The sequence below is a fragment of the Kribbella sp. NBC_00482 genome (assembly GCF_036013725.1).
Taxonomy (GTDB): Bacteria; Actinomycetota; Actinomycetes; order Propionibacteriales; family Kribbellaceae; genus Kribbella.
In genome coordinates this window covers 3,120,067-3,138,033 of sequence record NZ_CP107881.1, presented here as the reverse complement: position 1 = coordinate 3,138,033, position 17,967 = coordinate 3,120,067, and the positions used below count along the sequence as shown (strand labels likewise).

17 protein-coding genes are annotated in these 17,967 nt (G+C 69.5%); 8 read left to right on the top strand and 9 right to left on the bottom strand.

Features of this window, described 5'->3' with window-relative positions; translation table 11 throughout:
* Position 1: 1 nt before the first annotated feature.
* Entirely contained in the window at positions 2 to 370 is a 369-nt protein-coding gene (locus OHB24_RS15585) for a hypothetical protein (protein WP_327639734.1), read from the bottom strand.
* Entirely contained in the window at positions 367 to 693 is a 327-nt protein-coding gene (locus OHB24_RS15580; RefSeq protein ID WP_327639733.1) for a YbaB/EbfC family nucleoid-associated protein, read from the bottom strand. Before OHB24_RS15580 ends, OHB24_RS15585 begins: the two co-directional genes overlap by 4 nt.
* A 134-nt stretch (positions 694 to 827) precedes the next feature.
* Here OHB24_RS15580 and mycP point away from each other — a divergent pair, with 134 nt between their 5' ends.
* Complete coding sequence (gene mycP / locus OHB24_RS15575; RefSeq protein WP_327639732.1) at positions 828 to 2,015, top strand: type VII secretion-associated serine protease mycosin; 1,188 nt, start codon at positions 828 to 830, stop codon at positions 2,013 to 2,015.
* A 47-nt stretch (positions 2,016 to 2,062) separates the two neighbouring features.
* Here the strand turns inward: mycP and OHB24_RS15570 are convergent, their stop codons facing one another.
* The 5 genes from OHB24_RS15570 to eccCa all read right to left on the bottom strand — a co-directional run bounded on the left by OHB24_RS15570 (position 2,063) and on the right by eccCa (position 8,544).
* Entirely contained in the window at positions 2,063 to 2,356 is a 294-nt protein-coding gene (locus OHB24_RS15570) for a hypothetical protein (RefSeq protein WP_327639731.1), read from the bottom strand.
* 14 nt (positions 2,357 to 2,370) lie between these two features.
* Positions 2,371 to 2,697, bottom strand: coding sequence for a WXG100 family type VII secretion target (locus OHB24_RS15565; protein ID WP_327639730.1), 327 nt, complete (start codon positions 2,695 to 2,697; stop codon positions 2,371 to 2,373).
* Between the two features lie 119 nt (positions 2,698 to 2,816).
* Entirely contained in the window at positions 2,817 to 4,274 is a 1,458-nt protein-coding gene (locus tag OHB24_RS15560; protein ID WP_327639729.1) for a hypothetical protein, read from the bottom strand.
* Positions 4,271 to 4,678 (bottom strand): hypothetical protein, encoded by a 408-nt coding sequence (locus OHB24_RS15555; RefSeq protein ID WP_327639728.1) that lies wholly within the window; start codon positions 4,676 to 4,678, stop codon positions 4,271 to 4,273. Before OHB24_RS15555 ends, OHB24_RS15560 begins: the two co-directional genes overlap by 4 nt.
* Positions 4,675 to 8,544, bottom strand: a complete 3,870-nt coding sequence (gene eccCa / locus OHB24_RS15550) for a type VII secretion protein EccCa (protein WP_327639727.1) — start codon at positions 8,542 to 8,544, stop codon at positions 4,675 to 4,677. The genes OHB24_RS15555 and eccCa overlap by 4 nt, the downstream gene beginning before the upstream one ends.
* Before the next feature lie 114 nt (positions 8,545 to 8,658).
* Here eccCa and eccD point away from each other — a divergent pair, with 114 nt between their 5' ends.
* The 7 genes from eccD to OHB24_RS15515 all read left to right on the top strand — a co-directional run bounded on the left by eccD (position 8,659) and on the right by OHB24_RS15515 (position 16,842).
* Entirely contained in the window at positions 8,659 to 9,963 is a 1,305-nt protein-coding gene (eccD, locus tag OHB24_RS15545; protein ID WP_327639726.1) for a type VII secretion integral membrane protein EccD, read from the top strand.
* A 3-nt stretch (positions 9,964 to 9,966) separates the two neighbouring features.
* Positions 9,967 to 11,382 carry a type VII secretion protein EccB gene (gene eccB / locus OHB24_RS15540; RefSeq protein WP_327639725.1) on the top strand — a complete coding sequence of 472 codons (1,416 nt, stop codon included), beginning with the start codon at positions 9,967 to 9,969 and terminating at the stop codon, positions 11,380 to 11,382.
* Between the two features lie 27 nt (positions 11,383 to 11,409).
* Positions 11,410 to 11,724: a hypothetical protein gene (locus OHB24_RS15535; protein ID WP_327639724.1), complete on the top strand. Its 315-nt coding sequence runs from the start codon at positions 11,410 to 11,412 to the stop codon at positions 11,722 to 11,724.
* Positions 11,725 to 11,735: 11 nt separating this feature from the next.
* Entirely contained in the window at positions 11,736 to 12,947 is a 1,212-nt protein-coding gene (locus tag OHB24_RS15530) for a hypothetical protein (RefSeq protein ID WP_327639723.1), read from the top strand.
* A 128-nt stretch (positions 12,948 to 13,075) separates the two neighbouring features.
* Positions 13,076 to 13,939 (top strand): type VII secretion protein EccE, encoded by an 864-nt coding sequence (locus OHB24_RS15525; RefSeq protein ID WP_327639722.1) that lies wholly within the window; start codon positions 13,076 to 13,078, stop codon positions 13,937 to 13,939.
* Positions 13,940 to 14,098: 159 nt separating this feature from the next.
* Entirely contained in the window at positions 14,099 to 15,196 is a 1,098-nt protein-coding gene (locus tag OHB24_RS15520; protein WP_327639721.1) for a helix-turn-helix transcriptional regulator, read from the top strand.
* Positions 15,193 to 16,842 (top strand): AAA family ATPase, encoded by a 1,650-nt coding sequence (locus tag OHB24_RS15515; RefSeq protein ID WP_327639720.1) that lies wholly within the window; start codon positions 15,193 to 15,195, stop codon positions 16,840 to 16,842. The genes OHB24_RS15520 and OHB24_RS15515 overlap by 4 nt, the downstream gene beginning before the upstream one ends.
* Here the strand turns inward: OHB24_RS15515 and OHB24_RS15510 are convergent.
* Together OHB24_RS15510 and OHB24_RS15505 are read right to left on the bottom strand one after the other, a co-directional pair.
* The gene (locus OHB24_RS15510; protein ID WP_327639719.1) at positions 16,837 to 17,373 is read right to left on the bottom strand and encodes a hypothetical protein; all 537 of its coding nucleotides are present in this window, start codon (positions 17,371 to 17,373) and stop codon (positions 16,837 to 16,839) included. The genes OHB24_RS15515 and OHB24_RS15510 overlap by 6 nt on opposite strands.
* The gene (locus OHB24_RS15505; protein ID WP_327639718.1) at positions 17,373 to 17,933 is read right to left on the bottom strand and encodes a hypothetical protein; all 561 of its coding nucleotides are present in this window, start codon (positions 17,931 to 17,933) and stop codon (positions 17,373 to 17,375) included. The genes OHB24_RS15510 and OHB24_RS15505 overlap by 1 nt, the downstream gene beginning before the upstream one ends.
* Between the last annotated feature and the right edge of the window lie 34 nt (positions 17,934 to 17,967).

Genomic DNA, 17,967 nt, shown 5'->3' with positions numbered 1-17,967 from the left:
GTCAGCGACCCGGCGTCGGTGCGTCGGGCGGCAGCGCCTTGCCGTTGGCCTGCAGGCCGAGGTCGGCGGCGCGGATCGCGTCCGCGTTGTGTCCGTCGACCTGCTGGACCAGGTTGCCGGCCGCGGCGACACCGTCGGAGATGTTCGTCAGGCTCTCCTGGAGCGCTGCGCCGGCGTCGGCCAGGCCGGCGGCCCGGGTGCTGAACCCCTCGAAGATCGAGCGACCGGTCTCGTCGCCGCCGCAGACGGCGCTGACCCCGTCGCGGCTGATCGCGTTGAGCGCCTGGGTGAGCGCCGCGCCGCCGTCCGTCCCGGTCTGCATCAGCTTCTCGGCCGCCCGGTACACGGCCGCCAGGTCGACCTCGATCATGAGAGCCGCTCCGCGAGGTCGTCGTACCGGGCGGCGATCTTGCCGGCTATCGCGGTGCTGGCCTCTGACAGCGTGGCGAGGATCGCGGCGGCGAGCTCCTGCGGGTCCTGGGTCCGGAAGACGTCCGGGTCGAACTCGAGCTCCCGGATGTCGCCGTGCGCGCCGATCGTGACCTTGATCAGCCGGTCGGGAGACACCACGGTCGCGGTGATCGCGTCGAGCTCGGCCTGGACGGCGTTGATCGCGGACAGCGAGCGTTCGAGCTCGTTGTGCAGGCCGAGCGCGGCCAGTTCCTGGCCGAGTCTGAGCTCCGACGGTTCCATGGGAACAGGGTCCGTTCCGGACGGCGGTCGTGGTCAGCCCTTGGCCACAAGGGGTCAGAACCCGTGGCCCGATCGGGACGAGACCTAGGGTCCGGAGCGTGATGAGTGCCAGAGTGTGTCTGAGAGCAGGCCGCTTGACCGCGGTCGCCGCCGGTGCGCTGCTCGCGGGTCTGCCGACGATCGCGTCGGCGCCGGTCGCGTCCGCCGTACCGCCGGCCGGAATGTGTCAGAACGCCGAGCCCGGCGGCGCCCCGGTGAACAAGTTGCCGTGGGCACAGACCTGGCTCGCGCCGGAACGGGTACCACCGCAGATCACGGGTCGCGGGGTCATCGTCGCGGTGATCGACTCCGGCGTGGACGCCGATCATCCGCAGCTACGGGAACGCGGCGCCGTACTGCCCGGACGGGATCTGCTGACGCCGGGAGACACCCGCGCAAATTTCGACTGTGTCTCGCACGGTACGGCGGTGGCGAGCATCATCGCCGCGCGTCCGGTGCGCGGGATCGGGTTCCGCGGTATCGCGCCGGGCGCCCGGATCCTGCCGATCCGGGTCAGCGAACGCGACGCGAGCGAGCAGCAGGGCGACGCGGTCGACGCGACGGTGTTCGCCGGCGCGATCCGGTACGCCGTCGACGCGGGCGCCTCGGTCATCAACATCTCGCTGTCGATGTACGCCGACCAGAAGCCGGTCCGCGACGCGGTCCGGTACGCGCAGCGGCACGACGCGCTGATCGTGGCCGCGGCCGGCAACGCGCATGCCCAGCAGGGCCCGGACCCGATCACGTACCCGGCGGCGTACCCGGGTGTCATCGGGGTCGGAGCGATGACGATCGACAGCAGCCGGCTACCCAGCTCGCAGGTCGGGTCGTACGTCGACATCTCCGCACCCGGCGGCGGCGTCCTCGCAGCGACCCGAGTCGGCGGCCATCGCTACTACGACGGCACCAGCTTCGCGGCCGCCTTCGTCAGCGGTACGGCGGCACTCGTCCGCTCGGCCGATCCGCGACTGCCGGCAGCCGAGGTCGCGAACCGTTTGATCGCCACCGCCACGCCCGCGGCCGGGCCGGCGGATCAGTACGGCGCCGGCGTGGTGAACCCGTACCGCGCCGTACAGGACAGCCTCGGTACGGCGAAACCCGCAGTCCTGCCGCGGGTCCGTCCCGTGAAGGTCGATCCGGTGGCGGAACGACGTACTGCGGCCTGGGACACGGCCGGGCGGGACGGTCGCCGAATCGCTTTGCTGGCAGGCATTTGCGCCGCATTGGTGCTGGCGGCGGCAGTCGTCATACCGCTCGGCTGTCGGCGACACTGGCGGGCATGACAAGAGCCCGGCCCCGGCGTTCACCGGGGCCGGGCTCTTCGGTTGAGTCAGCAGTTCCGAACGGCGTCGGCGGCGTGGGCATCGGCGCGCTTCATGCCGATCCACGAGTCGTCCATCGCGTCTCCCCGGCGCCGCAGCACCAGGTTGATCTCCTCGTTGGCCTGGACCCAGAGGCGCTGCACTTCCTGGAGCTCCGGCGAGCCCTGCTGGCTGCTCCACGCGGCCAGCAGCGCCTGCATCGCGGTCTGGAACTGGCCCTGCAGGTCGGTCACCTGCTGGTTCGCGGTGACCATGTCGAGGGCGCCCTGCGCCATCCTGTCGAACGGGTAGTTGAGCATCATGAGGGATCCCTCTCCTACAGAACGGTGGTGTCGATGGACGACCCGGCGGCGCCGAGGCCGCTGAACGCCGACTGGCTGTTGGCGTCCTGCGACTCGTAGGCGACCTTCGAGGTGGTGATGCCGTCGGACATCCGGTGCAGCTTCGTGCACAGCTTGTCCACCGCGTCGAGGTGGTTGTTGTGGCCCTGCCAGAACGTGTTCTTGATCTCGCCGTCCATCGGGGTCAGGCTGCCCATCGCACTGTCGAGCGAGCTCATCACCGCCTTCAGAGCGTCGCCGATCCGCGCGGCTTCGGTGGCCGTCCGCACCATTCGATCGAGTTCGGTCTCCACACCGGCCATGGTGTTTCCTCCTCTGCTGGGTTGCCGGTGCGTGATCACCGGTCGGTGTCACGCTAGGTCGGTGCGCGCCGTTGTCCCGGCGCGTACCGGTTGCGGCCATCGGATGGCCGGTTCAGCCGTCAGATCCGCCACAGGTCTTCGTCGAGCACGTCGCGCTCCACCGGCGCAGCGGACCTGGCCGCCTTGCGTTTCCGCTGTGGCGGTACGCCGGACGCGGCCCGCGACTCGCCGTTCGAACGGCCCTGCAGGTCGGACTGCACGCCGTGCCGCCGCAGCCGTTCGGTCTCGCTCTGCTCGGCGGGCACGTTGAAGCCGGGGCGGCGTCCGGTTCCGCCACCAGGTTTGATATCCCGTGCACCGTTGCCTCCGGCCCCCATTCCGCCGGACTGCGGCGGGTACATGGGCGGCGTGCTCTGCTGGCTGCTCGTCGATGCTGCGGACGAGGTCTTCCCGGACAGCGCCGGCTCGGCACCGGCCGTACCGGCGGCCGTCGCGGACTTCTGCGCCGGCGTGGTGCGCTCCGACGTACCTGACACGTGCCCGAGCCCACTGTTGCCCAGGGCACCGGTACCGCCGAGCGATCCGATTGGCACGTAGCCGCCGCCGCTGCTGTTGAGCGGTGGCGGCGACGCGCCGGGGTGGAAGGTCGGCGCGGTCGTGGTCCCGGAACCTCCGGCCAGCGCCGGATGATCGGTCATCAAGGACTTGGTCGGGTCGGTCGTGACCGAGGGCGTGGCGGTGGTGCCCGGGTCGACCAGATCCTTGGTGTGCTGGGCGAGCGTGATCCACTTGTCCAGGTTCTCCGGGACCTTGCCGATCAGGTCGATGCCCTTGCCGACCACGTCGATGAGCTTCCCGGCCTCCTCGACCGGATCCTTGGCTTCCGGCTTGTTGTCATCCGGCTTCTTGTCGTCGGATGCCTTCTCGTCTGCCTTGGTCTGCGCATCGCCGCCCCCGCCGGCTTTCGCCTGGTCGGTCCCGGTGCCGCCGCCCTGGTCCTGCGACTGCGGCGCGCCCGCACCTTCCTTGGCCACCACGGGCCCGCGCCAGTCGTTCTTACCGAACTCTTCCTGTACGCCGTCGAGCGCGCGGGTCAGCGCATCGGACACGAGGTTCATCTGGATCGCCGCCTGGAACCCGGCGTCCTCCATCTCCCGCATCCCGGCCCTGATGACCGGGTCTTCACTGGAGTTGGCCTTGACCTTCGCCTGGTTCCAGTACTGCAACAGCTGGTCCATCGGCCCGCGGGCGCCGTCGAGTACGTCCGCGGCGCTGTTCAGGCGCCGCGCGACACCGGTCGTCAGGATCTGCCAGTTCTGCAAGAAGGTCACGCCGGCGGTGACGTCGTCCTTGAACGCCGTCCAGCCTTCGGAGCCCGTGCTCTGCTGCCAGATGGTGACCTTCTTCAGCGCACCGTCGAGGTCCCCGCGCGCCGTCTGCAACGCCGTACCGGCATCGGTCCAGCGCTGCGCATGCGTACGCCAGTTACCGGACGGTTGGGCGGCCAGCTCGTTACACATGTTGTCGACGTCCCGCCGGCCCGCGTACGGTCCGGACGCCTCGAGGATGAAGTTCATCGTGTGTTCCCCAGCATCAGTTGCTCGAAGGTCGGAACGGAGTCACCGGGTCGAGCGGGCAGCGGCGGCGGTGTGTCCGCGTTCCGGTTGCCGCGGAGCTGTTGATGCTCGGGGTCCCAGGCGTTCTTGAAGTCGGTGGCGTTGACGTGATCCTGGCCGTCGAACCGTTGCGCGATGTCGCTGGAGAGCTGCTGGAACGCCTGCAGGCCACGCCGTGCCCGGTCGAGGTAGAAGTCCGCGGCGGCCGCCGCCTTGCCGTACTTGTCCGCGGCCACGTCGCTGCCGCGAACGCCGCCCCGCAGGTCGCCGCCGTCGTCGCCGTCGAAGCCGGGGGCCTGGACGGCGCCCGCGTCGGTGCTGAACTGGTAGAGCTCAGGGGAGGAAAAGGCCAGGTCGTCGCTCATCGTTCTCCGTCCGGTTCGTCGGGGCACTCCACCAGCTGGACGAGTTGGACGTCGCCGCGGCGACCGACCAGCCGGCCGCGGCCTGGTGGCAGAGATTCGGGCTTGGTGGTGCCGAGCAGTGGGCCCTCGGACTTGTCCCCGCTCATCAGCAGACCGGGCGTGCCGAGGTCGCGCAGCCGCGCGATCACCGGTTCGTAGATCGCACGGCCCGCGCCGCCACTGCGGCGGGTGATGACGAGGTGCAGGCCGATGTCGCGGCCGTGGGCGAGGTAGTCGGTCAGGCCGGCCAGCGGGTTGCTCTGACCGGCGACCAGGTCGTAGTCGTCCACCAGGATGTGGATCTGGGGCCCGCTCCACTCACCGGACTGGCGGCGTTCGAGGACCGGCAGCAGGTCGGCGACCATCGCCTCGACGCCGCGCGGCTCGGTGAACGTGCCCATCACGTGCTCGCCGACGACGGTGAGCGAGCGGCGGTAGTCGACCAGGATGATCCGCGCCTCGGTCGGCTCGTACCGCTCGGTGATCGAGCGGGCCAGCCGGCGCAGGAAGCCGGTCTTCCCGGATTCGGTGTCGCCGAAGAGCAGGAAGTGCGGGTCGGCGTCGAAGTCGATGGACACCGGGCCGAGATCGCGTTCCGCCAGCCCGATCGGCAGGCCCTTTGCGGGATTCCGCTGCAGTACGGCGGTCAACTCGTCCTCCCGCAGTTGTACCGGGAGCAGTCGTACCCGCGGGGCTCCCGACACCGGCCACGCAGCAGCGAGCTGCGGACCGAGATCGGTGTCCGGCGTGGCCACCACGAAGTGCTGCGCCTTGTCGGCGAGGCCGCGCCCGGGCTTGTCGGCCGGCACGCTCATCGCGGCCCGGCGGTCCACCACCGAGTCGGACGGGTCACCCAGCCGCAGCTCGATCCGGGTGCCGAACAGGTCGCGGATCGTGCCGCGCAGGTCGAACCAGCGCGAACAGCTCGCGATCACATGGACGCCGTACGCGAGGCCACGACCGGCGATCTCGCCGAGGGTCGCCTCGAGATCCTCGAAGTCGGAACGCAGTACCGCCCAGCCGTCGACGACCAGGAAGACGTCGCCCCACGGGTCATCGGCGAACTCACCGGCCGCGCGGCGTTCCCGGTACGACGCCATGCTTTCCACGCCGTGCTCGGCGAAGTACCGCTCCCGGACGGTCAGCAACTGCTGTACTTCCGCGATCGTCCGGCGTACGGCGCCGACGTCCAGGCGAGGCGCCACGCCGCCGACATGTGGGAGATCTCGGAGCGCACCGAGGGAGCCGCCGCCGAAGTCGAGGCAGTAGAACTGCACCTCGCGTGGCGTGTGGGTCAGGGCCAAGGCCGAGACCAGCGCGCGGATCGCCGTACTCTTGCCGCTGCGCGGTCCGCCGACGACGACCGCGTGGCCGGCGCCGGCCGAGAGGTCCACGACGAACGGATCGCGCCGCTGCTCCAGTGGCTTGTCGATCAGCCCGATCGGCACGCGCAGCGTCCCGCGTGGCCCGACCGCGGTGAGTCCGTGGTCGGGGTCGACGATCAACGCCGGCAGTAGCTCGGTGAGCGGCGGCGGGTCATCCAGTGGAGGCAGCCAGATCTGGCGAGCCGGTTTGCCCTTGTTCTCCAGGCGATCGACCAGGATGTCGAGCAGCTTCTCGCCGACACCGTCCTCTTCCGACTCCTCCTCGACCTCTGTTACCGGCTTGGACACATAGGCACTGGTGTACTCCGCCACCTCGTCCGCAACATCGTTGCCAGCCGCAACCGAACTGACCGCGGGGCGATGCACACCGGACACGTAGGCCGAGCGGAACCGGACAAGCGTCTCGGTACCGATCTGCAGGAACCCGTGCCCGGGTGCGCGCGGCAGCTCGTACGCGTCAGGGATACCGAGCACCACGCGGCTGTCCATCGCGGAGAACGTCCGCAGACCGATCCGGTACGACAGGTGCGCATCCAGACCGCGCAGTCGACCCTCCTCCAATTTTTGACTGGCAAGCAGCAGATGTACGCCGAGAGCACGGCCGAGCCGACCGATCTGGTTGAACATGTCGATGAAGTCCGGCTTCGCCGACAGAAGCTCGGAGAACTCGTCGCAGATCACCAGCAGCGTCGGTACTTCGGGCAGGTCGGCACCTGCCGCTCTGGCGAGCTCGTACTCGCGGACGGACTCGTAGTTCCCGGCCCGCCGCAGCAGCTCCTGCCGGCGGATCAGTTCACCACCGATCGCATCCGCCATTCGATCGACGAGTGCCAGCTCTTCGCTGAGGTTCGTGATCACCGCACTGGTGTGCGGCAGCCTGTCCAGCTTGGTGAACGTGGCACCGCCCTTGAAGTCCACCAGTGCGAAGTTGAGGCTGTCGGACGAGTGCGTCGCGGCCAATGCGAGCACCAGGCTCCGGAGCAGCTCGCTCTTGCCGGAGCCGGTCGCACCGATCAGTAGACCGTGTGGCCCCATACCGTCCTGGGCGGACTCCTTCAGGTCGAGCTCGACCGGCGTACCGTCGGCAGTGACACCGAATCGGACCCGCAGCCGGTCTCGGTTCGGCCTGGGACCCCAGTGCCGTGCTGGGTCGAAGGTGTACGGATCCCCCAGGCCGAGCAGGTCCGTAAGGCCGAACACCGAGGCGAAGCTCTCGTCGCCGTCACCTGCGGCAGAAAGGCGCAGTGGTGCGACCAAGCGGGCCAAGGCGTCCGCGTCGGGGATCGTGAAGCTGTCGGCGATGCCGACCTCGGACTCGCCGTCCATGGTGACGCTGGTCAGTGCACCGTCGTCGGCCACGTCCAGCAGCACAGTGGAGCGGTCGAGCAGTCTCGGCGGCTGTGTGGTCAGGTCGATGACGCTGACGCCCTCCACACCGTTGCCGGTCATCAGGTGGTCAGAGCCGACCACGTCACCGCCGTCGATCAGTACGACGATGTGCGGGTCGTCCACGCGACTGGTGGCCGCCGGGTCGAACCGCGGCCGCTGCGCAAGCAGGTCGCCCAGTACCGACTCGAGGTCCGGGACACTCTTGCTGATCAAGCGGATCGGACCGAGCGCGTCGGACTTCTCCGGGTGATGTGCGTGCGGCAGCCACTTCAGCCACTCCCAGTCCGCTCTGGTCTCCGGCCCGATGACAGCCGTGATCAGTAGGTCGTCGGGCGAGTGGAACGTCGCGAGTTGCGCTACGAGGGCGCGTGCCAGGCTACGGGCGCGGTCCGGGTCGCCGTCGACGTACACCCTCGCAAAACCACGTAGTGCCATTGCGACGGGCAGTCCAGGAACAGACGAGTACGTCGTGATGAAGCGGCGCAGTGCACCGGCGGACAGCGGCTCCAGTTCCTCCAGCGGAACAGTGTCCGGTGGGGCGACCGTCGTGGCCAGCGGTTGCGCTCCGGTACCGACACGGACGATCGCGAAGTCGGTGTCGTTTCGGCGACGCTCCCAGAGGCGGTAGCTCTCCACCAACGTCCACAGCTGCGTCGGATCCGGATGCAGGTACGACAGTGCTTTCCGTTGCTGTACGACGGCGCGCCTGGCCCGGATACGCTGCTGGGACAGGTGTCTGAGGTACCCGCGCCGTGCCCGGGCCATCTCGCGGCGTGGTGCGCCTTGGCCGGCGAACGCGACCGCTGCCATCCCCATGGCCGACAGACCGAACAGTCCGCCGACGATGTAGCTCATCCGGCCACCGCCGCCGAGGGTCGAGTACATCAACGCCATCGCGGCGCCGCCCGCGAGCATCGGCACCATCATCACGTACTGCGACAGCTGCTTGCTCGCAGGCTGCGGCAGTGCAGGCGGCGGCTCCAGCGTGACGTCGCCGGTCGGCAACGCGGGACCCTCGCGACGCGGCGGTCTGCTGACGATGACTGTCGACATGTTCCAGGACGCTAGGTGCCGCGACCGCACCACAGGGGTCGGCGGCCACTTGCTGACTGTCCACAAGCTGCAAGCACAGGGCCCTGTAGTGCTGTGCGTGCCACGGTGGCTGACGTGAGCATTCGTGGACTGGTCAAGGTCACCATCGACGCACCCGAACGCCGCATCGACCTGGCACTGCCGGAGCGGTCGACGGTGGCCGAGGTGCTGCCCGGCATCCTGCGGCACGCCGGCGACGACCTCGCCGATTTCGGCGCGCTACAAGGCGGTTGGGTACTGCGCCGTCCCGACGGCGAGGCCTTGGAGACCCATCGGGACCTAGCCGGGCAGGGTGTCCGGGACGGCGAGATCCTCCATCTCGCACCGGCACACCAGCACTGGCCGGAGCTGGAGTACGACGACTTGGTGGACGCGATCGCCACCGATGCACGGTCCGGCGGTCGTGCGTGGACGCCCGGTGCAAGTCGCTGGTGCGGTCTCCTCGCCGGAACGGCTGCACTGCTGACCGCCCTTGTGCAGCAGCCCACCGCGTACTTCGCCCTCGCGGTCGCCGGCGGGTTGATGGCGATCGGCGTCGTACTTTCACGCGCTGTCGGCGACGCGGCAGGCGCTGCGATGATCGGTGCGGTTTCGCTGGTGTTCGCGCTCGCGGGCGGGGTGCTGACGATCCAGTTGCCGGAGTTCGGCGCACCACAGTTGACCGCGGGTGGTGCGGCGCTGCTCCTGTTCGGGTTGCTCGGGTACGTCGGGATCGCTCGCCATACTGCGGTGTTCGTCGCTGCAGTGACCGGAGGAGCGCTCGCACTCGTGGCTGGGTGGCTGGGCGGTGCGCTGGACGGTACGCGGTCAGCTGCTGTTGTCGGCGCCGTTGCGGTCGCATTGATACCAGTGGCAGCACCACTGGCCATGCGGATCGGGCGGCTGCCGAAACCTGTTCTACCTAGCACTACCGCGGACCTGTTGGCTGACGCGCCCCAGCCGCCTCGCCGCCTGCTGCACGCCGCAGTGCTGCGTTCTGCCGCTCTCTATACGGGCATCCTCGCTGGACTCGCTGCTGGACTCGCCAGTTGCTTGTACGTACTAGCGCGGTCGACGTCGACGCCTGGACGCGTGCTGGTGGTGCTGATCGTCGGCATCTGTTTGCTGCGATCACGGCTGCTGCCAGTCGTGGCGCATCGGCTGAGTCTGATCGTCGCAGGCCTTGCTGGACTCGGCTGTCTGCTCGTGCAGTCGCCGTACGGCTTGCTGGTGTTCGCCGCGGTGGCTGCGTTCCTCGGACTCTGGTACGCGCGGAACAAGCCAGGCGCGTACCTGGCCCGGTACGCCGAACTGGCCGAGGTCGTACTGGTGTTGCTGGTCGTGCCGATCCTGCTGTGGGTCCTTGGGCTGTACGGGTACGTGCGTGGGCTGGGTGGGTGACCGATGGCCTCGAAGCGGGATCAGCTGCAGTCGCACCAGTTCGTCAAGCAGCGGATGACACATGCGTTGGTGTTGCGCGAGACCGATCCGGAGTACCCGCCGTTCCGTCGCGGTGTCGTGGCGATGCTGGTCGGTATGGGGCTCGCTGTCCTCGTGCTGGTCGGGTGCGGTGTGTACGGGCAGCTGTCGCCGGGTGGGAAGACGTCGTGGAAGTCCGGTGACCGCGTCATCGTGGAGAAGGAGACCGGCACGCGGTACGTGTACCGCGACGGAGTGCTCTATCCGGCCGCGAACTACGTGTCGGCGTTGCTGCTCGCGAACAAGTACAGCGCCCCGTTGATGGTGTCGGCGAAGTCGTTGCTCGGTGTACCGCGTGGTCAGCGGGTGGGGATCCCGGACGCACCAGACTCCTTGCCTGCCAAGGGACGGCTGCTAGGGAGCGGGTGGTCGATGTGTGCGAAGCCGATGGTCGATTCGTCGGGCAGTCCTGCCGTGCAGTCGGTTCTTCTCGTGGGGACCGAGCAGTCCGGTGCGGCAGCGGAGTCCTTGCTGGCTGTTGGACCTGACGGGCGCAGGTATCTGATCTGGCGCGGTTACCGGCACCTGATCCAGCAGCAGGCGACAGTGGCAGCAGCGCTCGCGCTGAACGACGAGGCGTGGCTGCAGGTGCCCTCTGTCTGGCTGGACCTCATCCCGTCGGGTCCCCCGCTCGGCCCGATCTCCGTGCCCGGTGCGGGCACACCGTCCGCGCTGCTCCGACCAGGTCGAGTCGGCACGTTGTACGTCGTACAGACCTCGACCGGGCAGGGGCAGTACTACCTGTTGCAGCGGGACCGTTTGGTGGCGATCAGTTCGCTGCAGTACGACGTACAGCGCACGGCTCCTGCTACTCGCAAGGCCTACCCGGGAGCTGTGCCGGAGGCGGTTCGGCTGGATCCGGCTGTGGTGGCCCAGGTGTCCGGTGGTGTGGGTACGGCGACCTCCGACTCCGCGCTACCGCCGACTAGGCCGACCTTTGCGCGACCGGAGTCGTCCGAGGTGTCTGTGTGTGCTGTGTTCTCCAATGGTGAGTTCCGGCCACGGTTCACGCTTGCTGACGAGCTGCCGTCAGCCGGGGACGCTGGTGTGACGGCGGGACGTGGTCAGGGCGGACTGGCGTTGGCTGACGTGGTCGTCGTACCGCCGGGTCACGGGGCCGTTGTCGAGTCGATGGCAGCGCCCGCACAGCCGGCCGGGTCCGGGGCGTTGTCGTTCGTGAGTGATCTAGGGCGGCGGTACCAGCTGGCGAATCGCGACGTACTGGGTGTTCTCGGCTATGCCCAGGCACCTGTGGTGCGGCTGCCGGCCGAACTGGTCAGTCGGCTCCCTGCGGGTCATGCGCTCGACCCGTCCACCGCGACCTACCCGGTCGGCCCTTAAGCAATCCCCTCAACCTCAGGAGGAAGTATGGACATCGGCACACTGACCGTGGTGCCTGACGAGCTGCGGCAGTTCGCCACGCTCGCACCGCTGGCGACCGTCACTCCGGTCTCCGGCACGGTCCAGGCGACACCCCCGCTGGCCGGTCCGATGCCGGAGAGCGCGACCGTGGAGGCGCACGTCCGGTTCTGCGTGGAGAACACCGGCACGGTCACGCTGCAGGCGACCGACGGCATCGCGACGCTGATCCAAGCGGCCCTGTCGATCGCGACCCGCTTCGAGTCCACCGACCAGGCGAACGCGACCGTGCACCGCGCCCTGGCCGACGAACTGCCGCACTGAAGGGGACGACCATGGGTGCGTACTTCGGGATGGAACTGAACGCGATGGCGGCGATGCTGTACGGGCAGCGCGCCGAGCCGTGGCACGCGGGCGCCGACATGTGGGGCTCGGCCTGCCAGCAACTGCTCGCCACCCACGGCGACCTCGGTGCGGCGAACGCCACCATCGCCACGTGGCCGCTCAGCATCGGCTCGGTGTCGCAGCTGGCGTTCAACGGGCAGGTGATCGGCAGCCTCGCATCGCTCGGTGAGTGGGCGGCGTACACCGGTGCGATGTCCGCGGCGCTCCGGCTGGGCGGTACGGCGCTGAACGCGGCGCAGGCGGCGATGCCGGCTCTGCAGAGCGGGTACGACACGGCAGTGTCGCTGAGCGCGGTGCCCATCATCGGGCCCTTCGCCGCGCAGGTCGCGGTCGGCCTGCAGCAGGTGGGTGCCGGGATGATGGAGGCGGTCGGTGTCGTCATGCAGGCCCCGACTGCGGTACCGCCGCCGGCTCAGGGGTGGCAGGGGCCGGGCGGCAACGGAGCGCCGACGCCGGCGTCGCCCGCTCCCTCGATTCCGGTGACCGATGTGCTCGATGCGACGGACAAGCTGTTCAGTGCGATGAGCAAGGGCGCCACCCTGGTGCAGACGGTCACCGGGCTGGTCCAGTCGAGCACCGGCCTCGGGAACGCTGGGACGAGCAAGCTGCCGCTGTCCAACGACCTCCTCGGGACGCTCGTCCACCCGGACCTGCCGACGCTGGCCGGTGGGACAGTGACGCCGCCGACGACGCTGCCGGCCACAGTCGGAGTGTCTGCGACCACCTCGGCCGGGATGCCGAGCGGGATGCCGGCTGCGGTGCTGGCTGGGTCGCTCGGCGCCTTGACCAACTCTGTGCGCCCGACGGTGTCCGCACCAGGCGGCGTGGGGTCGGCGGGTGCGCGCATCGCTGCTGGGACCGAGCCTGGGCTGGCCGGTGGGACGGCACGTGCTGCGGCATCAGCTGCGAAGGCGATGCCGACGATCGCACCGCCGATGTCCGGCGCGGGCGGTGGCGGCGGGTCGAACGAGCCCCGTTCCGGCAACCGGAAGCGCACGTCGGAGGACACCCTGCGCCGTAGCGGCGTGCAGTCCGACCTCCAGGGTCGTACAGCGACGGAGTCGCCGGAGCAGTTCACCCTGCCGCCGGTACGTCGCCGTACTGCTGCCGGCCCGGTCCTGGACGACGAGCTCTTCCGATGACCACCACCGCCGCCTCAGCCCGGCAGGTGACCGCTGCTGTCACGCCGGCTGTTAGTACAGCTGTTACGAGTACGGTCGCGCCGCCGCGGGCGGTGCCGGCGCGACCTGCTCCTGTTGTTCGTGCCCAGGTGCCCGCTGCGCCAGTGGCCGTACCTGCTGCGGCGAAGCCCATCGGCGTCGCTGCGCCGCCGCCGGTCGAGGTGCGGCGGGTGCCGCGGGTGCGGGTGGGGCAGGTCGTTTGCTGGCAGCTGGCGTGCGGTTTGATCGGCGCCTCCGTCGGCCGGGGGTTGGTGGCTGCCGTGATTGCCGGGCTGGTCGGGCTGGTCGCTTTCGCCCTGACAGCGAGCTGGCGACGCGGGCTGTGGTCCTACCAGTGGCTCTACTTGGCAGTGGCGTACCTGATCCGCGGCACCCGGTTCGTCCCGATGGAGGGGGCGCGCGGCGAGCTCGATGACGGGGCGGGGACGATCGTCCGGCCCGACGGGATCACGGTGCTGCTGGAGACCGACGTACCGCCGGAGCTGACCCCGGCCGAGCTGCTGGACGAGCACGCCGGCCTGCGGCTCAAGCTCCTCCGCCGCCCCGGCCGGGCGTGGATTGCGCTGACCGCACTCCGGTCCGCCGACCGCCCACAGGACACCGAGCTGGAGCTACTGCTCACCAACACAGTCCGCCGACTGACCCGCCGGCTCCGCCGTCGCACCTTCCGGGCCGTACCGCTCGGACCGAACGAGCTGACCGAGGTACTCGCCGCGCTGACCCCCGAACAGCTCACCGAGGAGTGGGACGCACTGGCCGTCGGTCCGGGACGCTTCCGGATGTACGCCGTACCTGCGCACCTCGCTCTTCAGCAGGCCGGTGCGGTCGCTGTCAGCACCTCCAGCGACCTGGAGCATGCGCTGGTCCTGGCTCCCGCTGACGCTCCGCTGGCGTCCGCCGCCGTACCTCAGACCGGCCGGCACCGGTCCGCCTTCGCCGCTGCCCTGCCCTGATACAGCGGCTGTACCAGGCGAAACATCGCCCGCTGGACAGCCGCTGTATCGGGTGTATCGGGCGTGGACAGCGGCGAGATTCCCGCTGGACGGGGCCCCGCGATGGTTCAGGTGTTCACCGAGTCGCACCCGACTCGACCGAAGCCAGCGAGGTGTCCCGTGTACCACTCAGAGCCCATCGAAGGCGCTTCGTACCTCCGTACGGCCCGCTACCCGCGCGCCGTGAAGTCCGCGCCGCAGATCCGCACCACCGGACGGCGGCTCGCCCATCTGGGCGTCGACGCGACCGCCGAGCAGACCTACCTGGTTGTCCTCGAGCGACCGTCCTGGACCCCGGCCGAGCTCGGCGAGCGGCTCGGGCTGGACGACGCCGCGACCCACGAGGTGATCCAGCACCTGACCGGCCTCGGCCTGCTCGCCCGGGGCGGCTCGGGCGACGTGGTCCGCCCGCTCAACCCGCGCCTCAGCCTCACCGCGTTGCTCGCCGAACGCGAGGCCGACCTGGCCCGCGTCACCCGCGACCTGGAACGCAGCCGGGTCGCCGCGGCCGAGATCGCAGGCGAGTTCGCTCGTCGCCACCCGGCACCGCTCGGTGACGGCAACAGTGCCCTGGACTGGGCCGGCAGCCCGGCCGCCGCGCAACGCACCATCGAGGGTCTGCTCAAGTCAGCTGCGGGCGAGGTGCTGGTGAGTACGCCGGCCACCGCAGCGCTCGCCGACCCGATCGCGGGACTCCGCGAGCTAGGCACCGGCGTACTGGCCCCTCCGGTCCGCTACCGCATCCTCGTCCCGGACGCCGCGCGTACCGACCCGATGCTGGCTCGCCGGCTGCAGCAACTGACCCGCAACGGCGCACAGGTCCGTACGGCGACCACCGTGCCGCTCTGCGCGATGATCGTCGACTCGGCGACCGTGGCCCTGCCCGCCGACCGGACCGGTCGCGGCGCCGTCAGCATCCTCCGGCTGGCGTCCGCAGTCGGCGCAGTGACCGAGCTGTACGAGCGGATCTGGCACGCGGCCACACCGCTGCGTCAGCCGACCGGACTGGGTGACGCGTCTGGGCTGACCGTCCGCGAACGCGAAGTACTGTCCCTGCTCGGCGACGGCGGCACCGACGCGTCTGCTGCCGCGCAGCTGGGTGTATCGGTCCGGACCGTACGCCGGATGGTGTCCGAGATGATGGCCCGGCTCGGAGCCCAGAGCCGGTTCCAGGCCGGTTTGAAGGCGGCCGAGCGTGGCTGGGTGGGGACGCGATGAGCCGCACCCTCCTGGTGGCACCGGACCGTCCAGGTGCCTACCCGAGCATCGGAGCCGCCGTCCTCGACGCACCCGACAACGCGGTCGTGTCGATCGCGCCGGGCGTCTACCGGGAGGTCATCGACCTCTCGGATCGATCCGTGACCCTGACCGCCGACAGCGGTGACGTGGTCATCGACGCCACCTCCGCTCAGACTCCGGTACTGCGGACAGCGGGTGGACGACTCGTACTCCGCGACCTGACCATCCGGGCCGGCGACGCCCCAGCAATCGAGCTCAACGGCGGTGCCCTGCGTGCCGACCGCTGCGCGCTCTCCGGCCGCTTCGGCCCGGTCGTACTCGTCACCGGGCCGGCCGAGGTGTCGGTGTCCCACTGCAAGGTCGACGGCGGCGAGCACGGGCTGGTGCTCGAGGACTGCACCGCGCAGGTCGAGCACACCAAGGTGTCCGGTGTGTCCGCGGACGGCGTCATCATCCGCCTCGGCGCAGCCGTCGTACTGCGGGACTGCCAGTTCATCGACTGCGGACGCCGCGGCATCTACGCGTACCAGTACGGCCGACCGACCATCGAGAGCTGCGAGGTCTCAGGTACGTCGGAAGCCGGCGTGCTGATCGCCTCCGACTCCAGCGCGATGCTGAGCCACACGCTGATCCGCGACACCGCCGGACCGGCTGTGGTGTTCGGCCGCCGCTGCCACGGCGAGGTCGTGTCCTGCCGCTGGGAGAACACAGCCGAACCAGCACTCGACCTGGCCGAGCCGGAGCTCGTCTCGGTGACAGCCGCAGTACAGGTGGAGCCACGCGCTACCACCGACGAGCCCGCCGCCGCGGACGTGGAGTCACTGCTGGCTGAGCTGGATGCCATGGTCGGACTCGCCGGAGTGAAGGACGAGGTCCGCAGCCTCATCGACGAGATCCAGGTCAACGAGTGGCGGCGGAAGGCCGGACTGCCGGTCGGCAGCCTGAGCCACCACCTGGTGTTCGCCGGCGGACCCGGGACCGGCAAGACCACAGTCGCGCGCATCTACGGCAAGCTGCTCGCGGCACTCGGCGTACTGCCGAAGGGACAGTTCAGCGAGGTCGCACGACGCGACCTGGTCGGCCAGTACCAGGGCCACACCGCGGAGAAGACCTCGGTGGTGTTCCAGGAGGCGACAGGTGGCGTGCTGTTCATCGACGAGGCGTACGCGCTGTCCCGGGCCGGTGCCGAGAACGACAGCTTCGGTCAGGAGGCGATCGACGCCCTGGTCAAGCTGATGGAGGACCACCGCGACGAGGCGGCGGTGATCGTTGCGGGGTACAGCCACGAGATGCAGCAGTTCCTGGACGCCAACCCCGGTCTCGCATCGCGGTTCTCGAAGACCATCGACTTCGAGAACTACTCCCCTGACGAGCTCACGCTGATCGTGCAGCGGATGGTTGCCGCGAACGAGTACGACCTGGACGTCAGGGCCGCACCGATCCTGCAGCAGCACTTCGCGGCGGTCTCACAGGCAGCGAACTTCGGCAACGCCCGCGACGCGCGGCGGCTGTTCGACCGGGCCCGGAAGGCGCAGTCGCAGCGACTGCGCCGGCTGGACGGGATGCCCGCCATCAGCGACCTGCGGACGCTGCAGCTCGCTGACGTAGCCGCAGCGGTGTCATGAGACCGGTTCGAGGACAGCAACGAAGTCCGACAACAGCTCGGTCACCCGGTCGAGTACTAGGTCGAGCTGGGCACCTGGTGTGCCCGGCTCGCCAATCGTCGCCAGCACTTCGCAGTGCGCCCACAGCGACGGCGCCACCCAGCCCCACTGCCACAGCTCGTACGTCGGCGCACTCACCACGGCCAGCGGCTCCAACCCCGGGACGCCGATCGCGAACCGCTCCAGGTCGTCGGGACGATTGCCGAACCCGGTGAACAGCGGCAGCAGCCGGTACCGGTGTGCGAACTCGGTGGCGTCGTCGGCCTGCGTCAGCACACCTCGGCTCAGCAACGCGTCGATGTGCCGTTCTGCGTCGTCGATGCCGGCTGCGCGGCACTCGGCGGCCAGTTCGGTCACTGTCGTCCAGTGGTGCGCCAGAGCCCAGACGTCGAACTCGGATTCGCTCAGGGGTTCCGCCGTACGGCCGACGCGGATGACGTGGTGCTCCGACGCGGGTCCGGCGCCATGGCCGACCGGAAAGACAGTGGTCATCAGAACTCCTGTACGGCGAGGTCCAGGCACGCTGCGCTCGGAGCGAGCAGCGAATGCAGTGCGGCCAGTACAGCGGTCGGATCGGCGTCATGTTCCTTGCACGCGATCAGCAGATTGGGAGACAGATGTCCCCACAGCCAGAGGTCGTAGAGCGTCCGGGTCATCCCGGTGAGCGCCAGCTCGGTCGTGCCCGACCTGAACATCGCGGGGGTCTCCGACGTGTTCCCGAGACCGAGATGCAGTGGAAGAAGCCTGTGACGTGCTGCGAAGTCGGTTGGACTGTCCAGGTCCGCCTCAGCGAGCAGGCTCCTGGTCAGCAGGCGGTCGATCAGTATTGCGCCGTTCGTGATCTCGCTGTCAGCCAGGAGCGCGACGATGCGGCTGCGCTCCCATGAGCTGCTGTCGTCGGTCAGACCATGGGCCAGGGCCCAGACAGCGAACTCATCGACGGTCAGCTCAACGATCTCGCTGCCGAGCCGCACCTGTTGGACCTGACTCTCCGCAGCGCCGGTGAAGTGCGTTCCGAGGCACTGGCCGATCGGGAACATCAAGAGAGTCATGTTTCTCACGCTGACACGCTCCGGGCGCGCTGCG

Bases quoted from the DNA above. Each gene is read 5' to 3' on its own strand.
- OHB24_RS15515 (WP_327639720.1), top strand. From the start codon at position 15,193: ATGAGCCGCACCCTCCTGGTGGCACCGGACCGTCCAGGTGCCTACCCG.
- OHB24_RS15505 (WP_327639718.1), bottom strand. From the start codon at position 17,933: ATGACTCTCTTGATGTTCCCGATCGGCCAGTGCCTCGGAACGCACTTC.
- OHB24_RS15535 (WP_327639724.1), top strand. From the start codon at position 11,410: ATGGACATCGGCACACTGACCGTGGTGCCTGACGAGCTGCGGCAGTTC.
- OHB24_RS15580 (WP_327639733.1), bottom strand. From the start codon at position 693: ATGGAACCGTCGGAGCTCAGACTCGGCCAGGAACTGGCCGCGCTCGGC.
- eccB (WP_327639725.1), top strand. From the start codon at position 9,967: ATGGCCTCGAAGCGGGATCAGCTGCAGTCGCACCAGTTCGTCAAGCAG.
- OHB24_RS15510 (WP_327639719.1), bottom strand. From the start codon at position 17,373: ATGACCACTGTCTTTCCGGTCGGCCATGGCGCCGGACCCGCGTCGGAG.
- eccCa (WP_327639727.1), bottom strand. From the start codon at position 8,544: ATGTCGACAGTCATCGTCAGCAGACCGCCGCGTCGCGAGGGTCCCGCG.
- OHB24_RS15565 (WP_327639730.1), bottom strand. From the start codon at position 2,697: ATGGCCGGTGTGGAGACCGAACTCGATCGAATGGTGCGGACGGCCACC.
- OHB24_RS15555 (WP_327639728.1), bottom strand. From the start codon at position 4,678: ATGAGCGACGACCTGGCCTTTTCCTCCCCTGAGCTCTACCAGTTCAGC.
- OHB24_RS15560 (WP_327639729.1), bottom strand. From the start codon at position 4,274: ATGAACTTCATCCTCGAGGCGTCCGGACCGTACGCGGGCCGGCGGGAC.
- OHB24_RS15570 (WP_327639731.1), bottom strand. From the start codon at position 2,356: ATGATGCTCAACTACCCGTTCGACAGGATGGCGCAGGGCGCCCTCGAC.
- OHB24_RS15585 (WP_327639734.1), bottom strand. From the start codon at position 370: ATGATCGAGGTCGACCTGGCGGCCGTGTACCGGGCGGCCGAGAAGCTG.
- OHB24_RS15530 (WP_327639723.1), top strand. From the start codon at position 11,736: ATGGGTGCGTACTTCGGGATGGAACTGAACGCGATGGCGGCGATGCTG.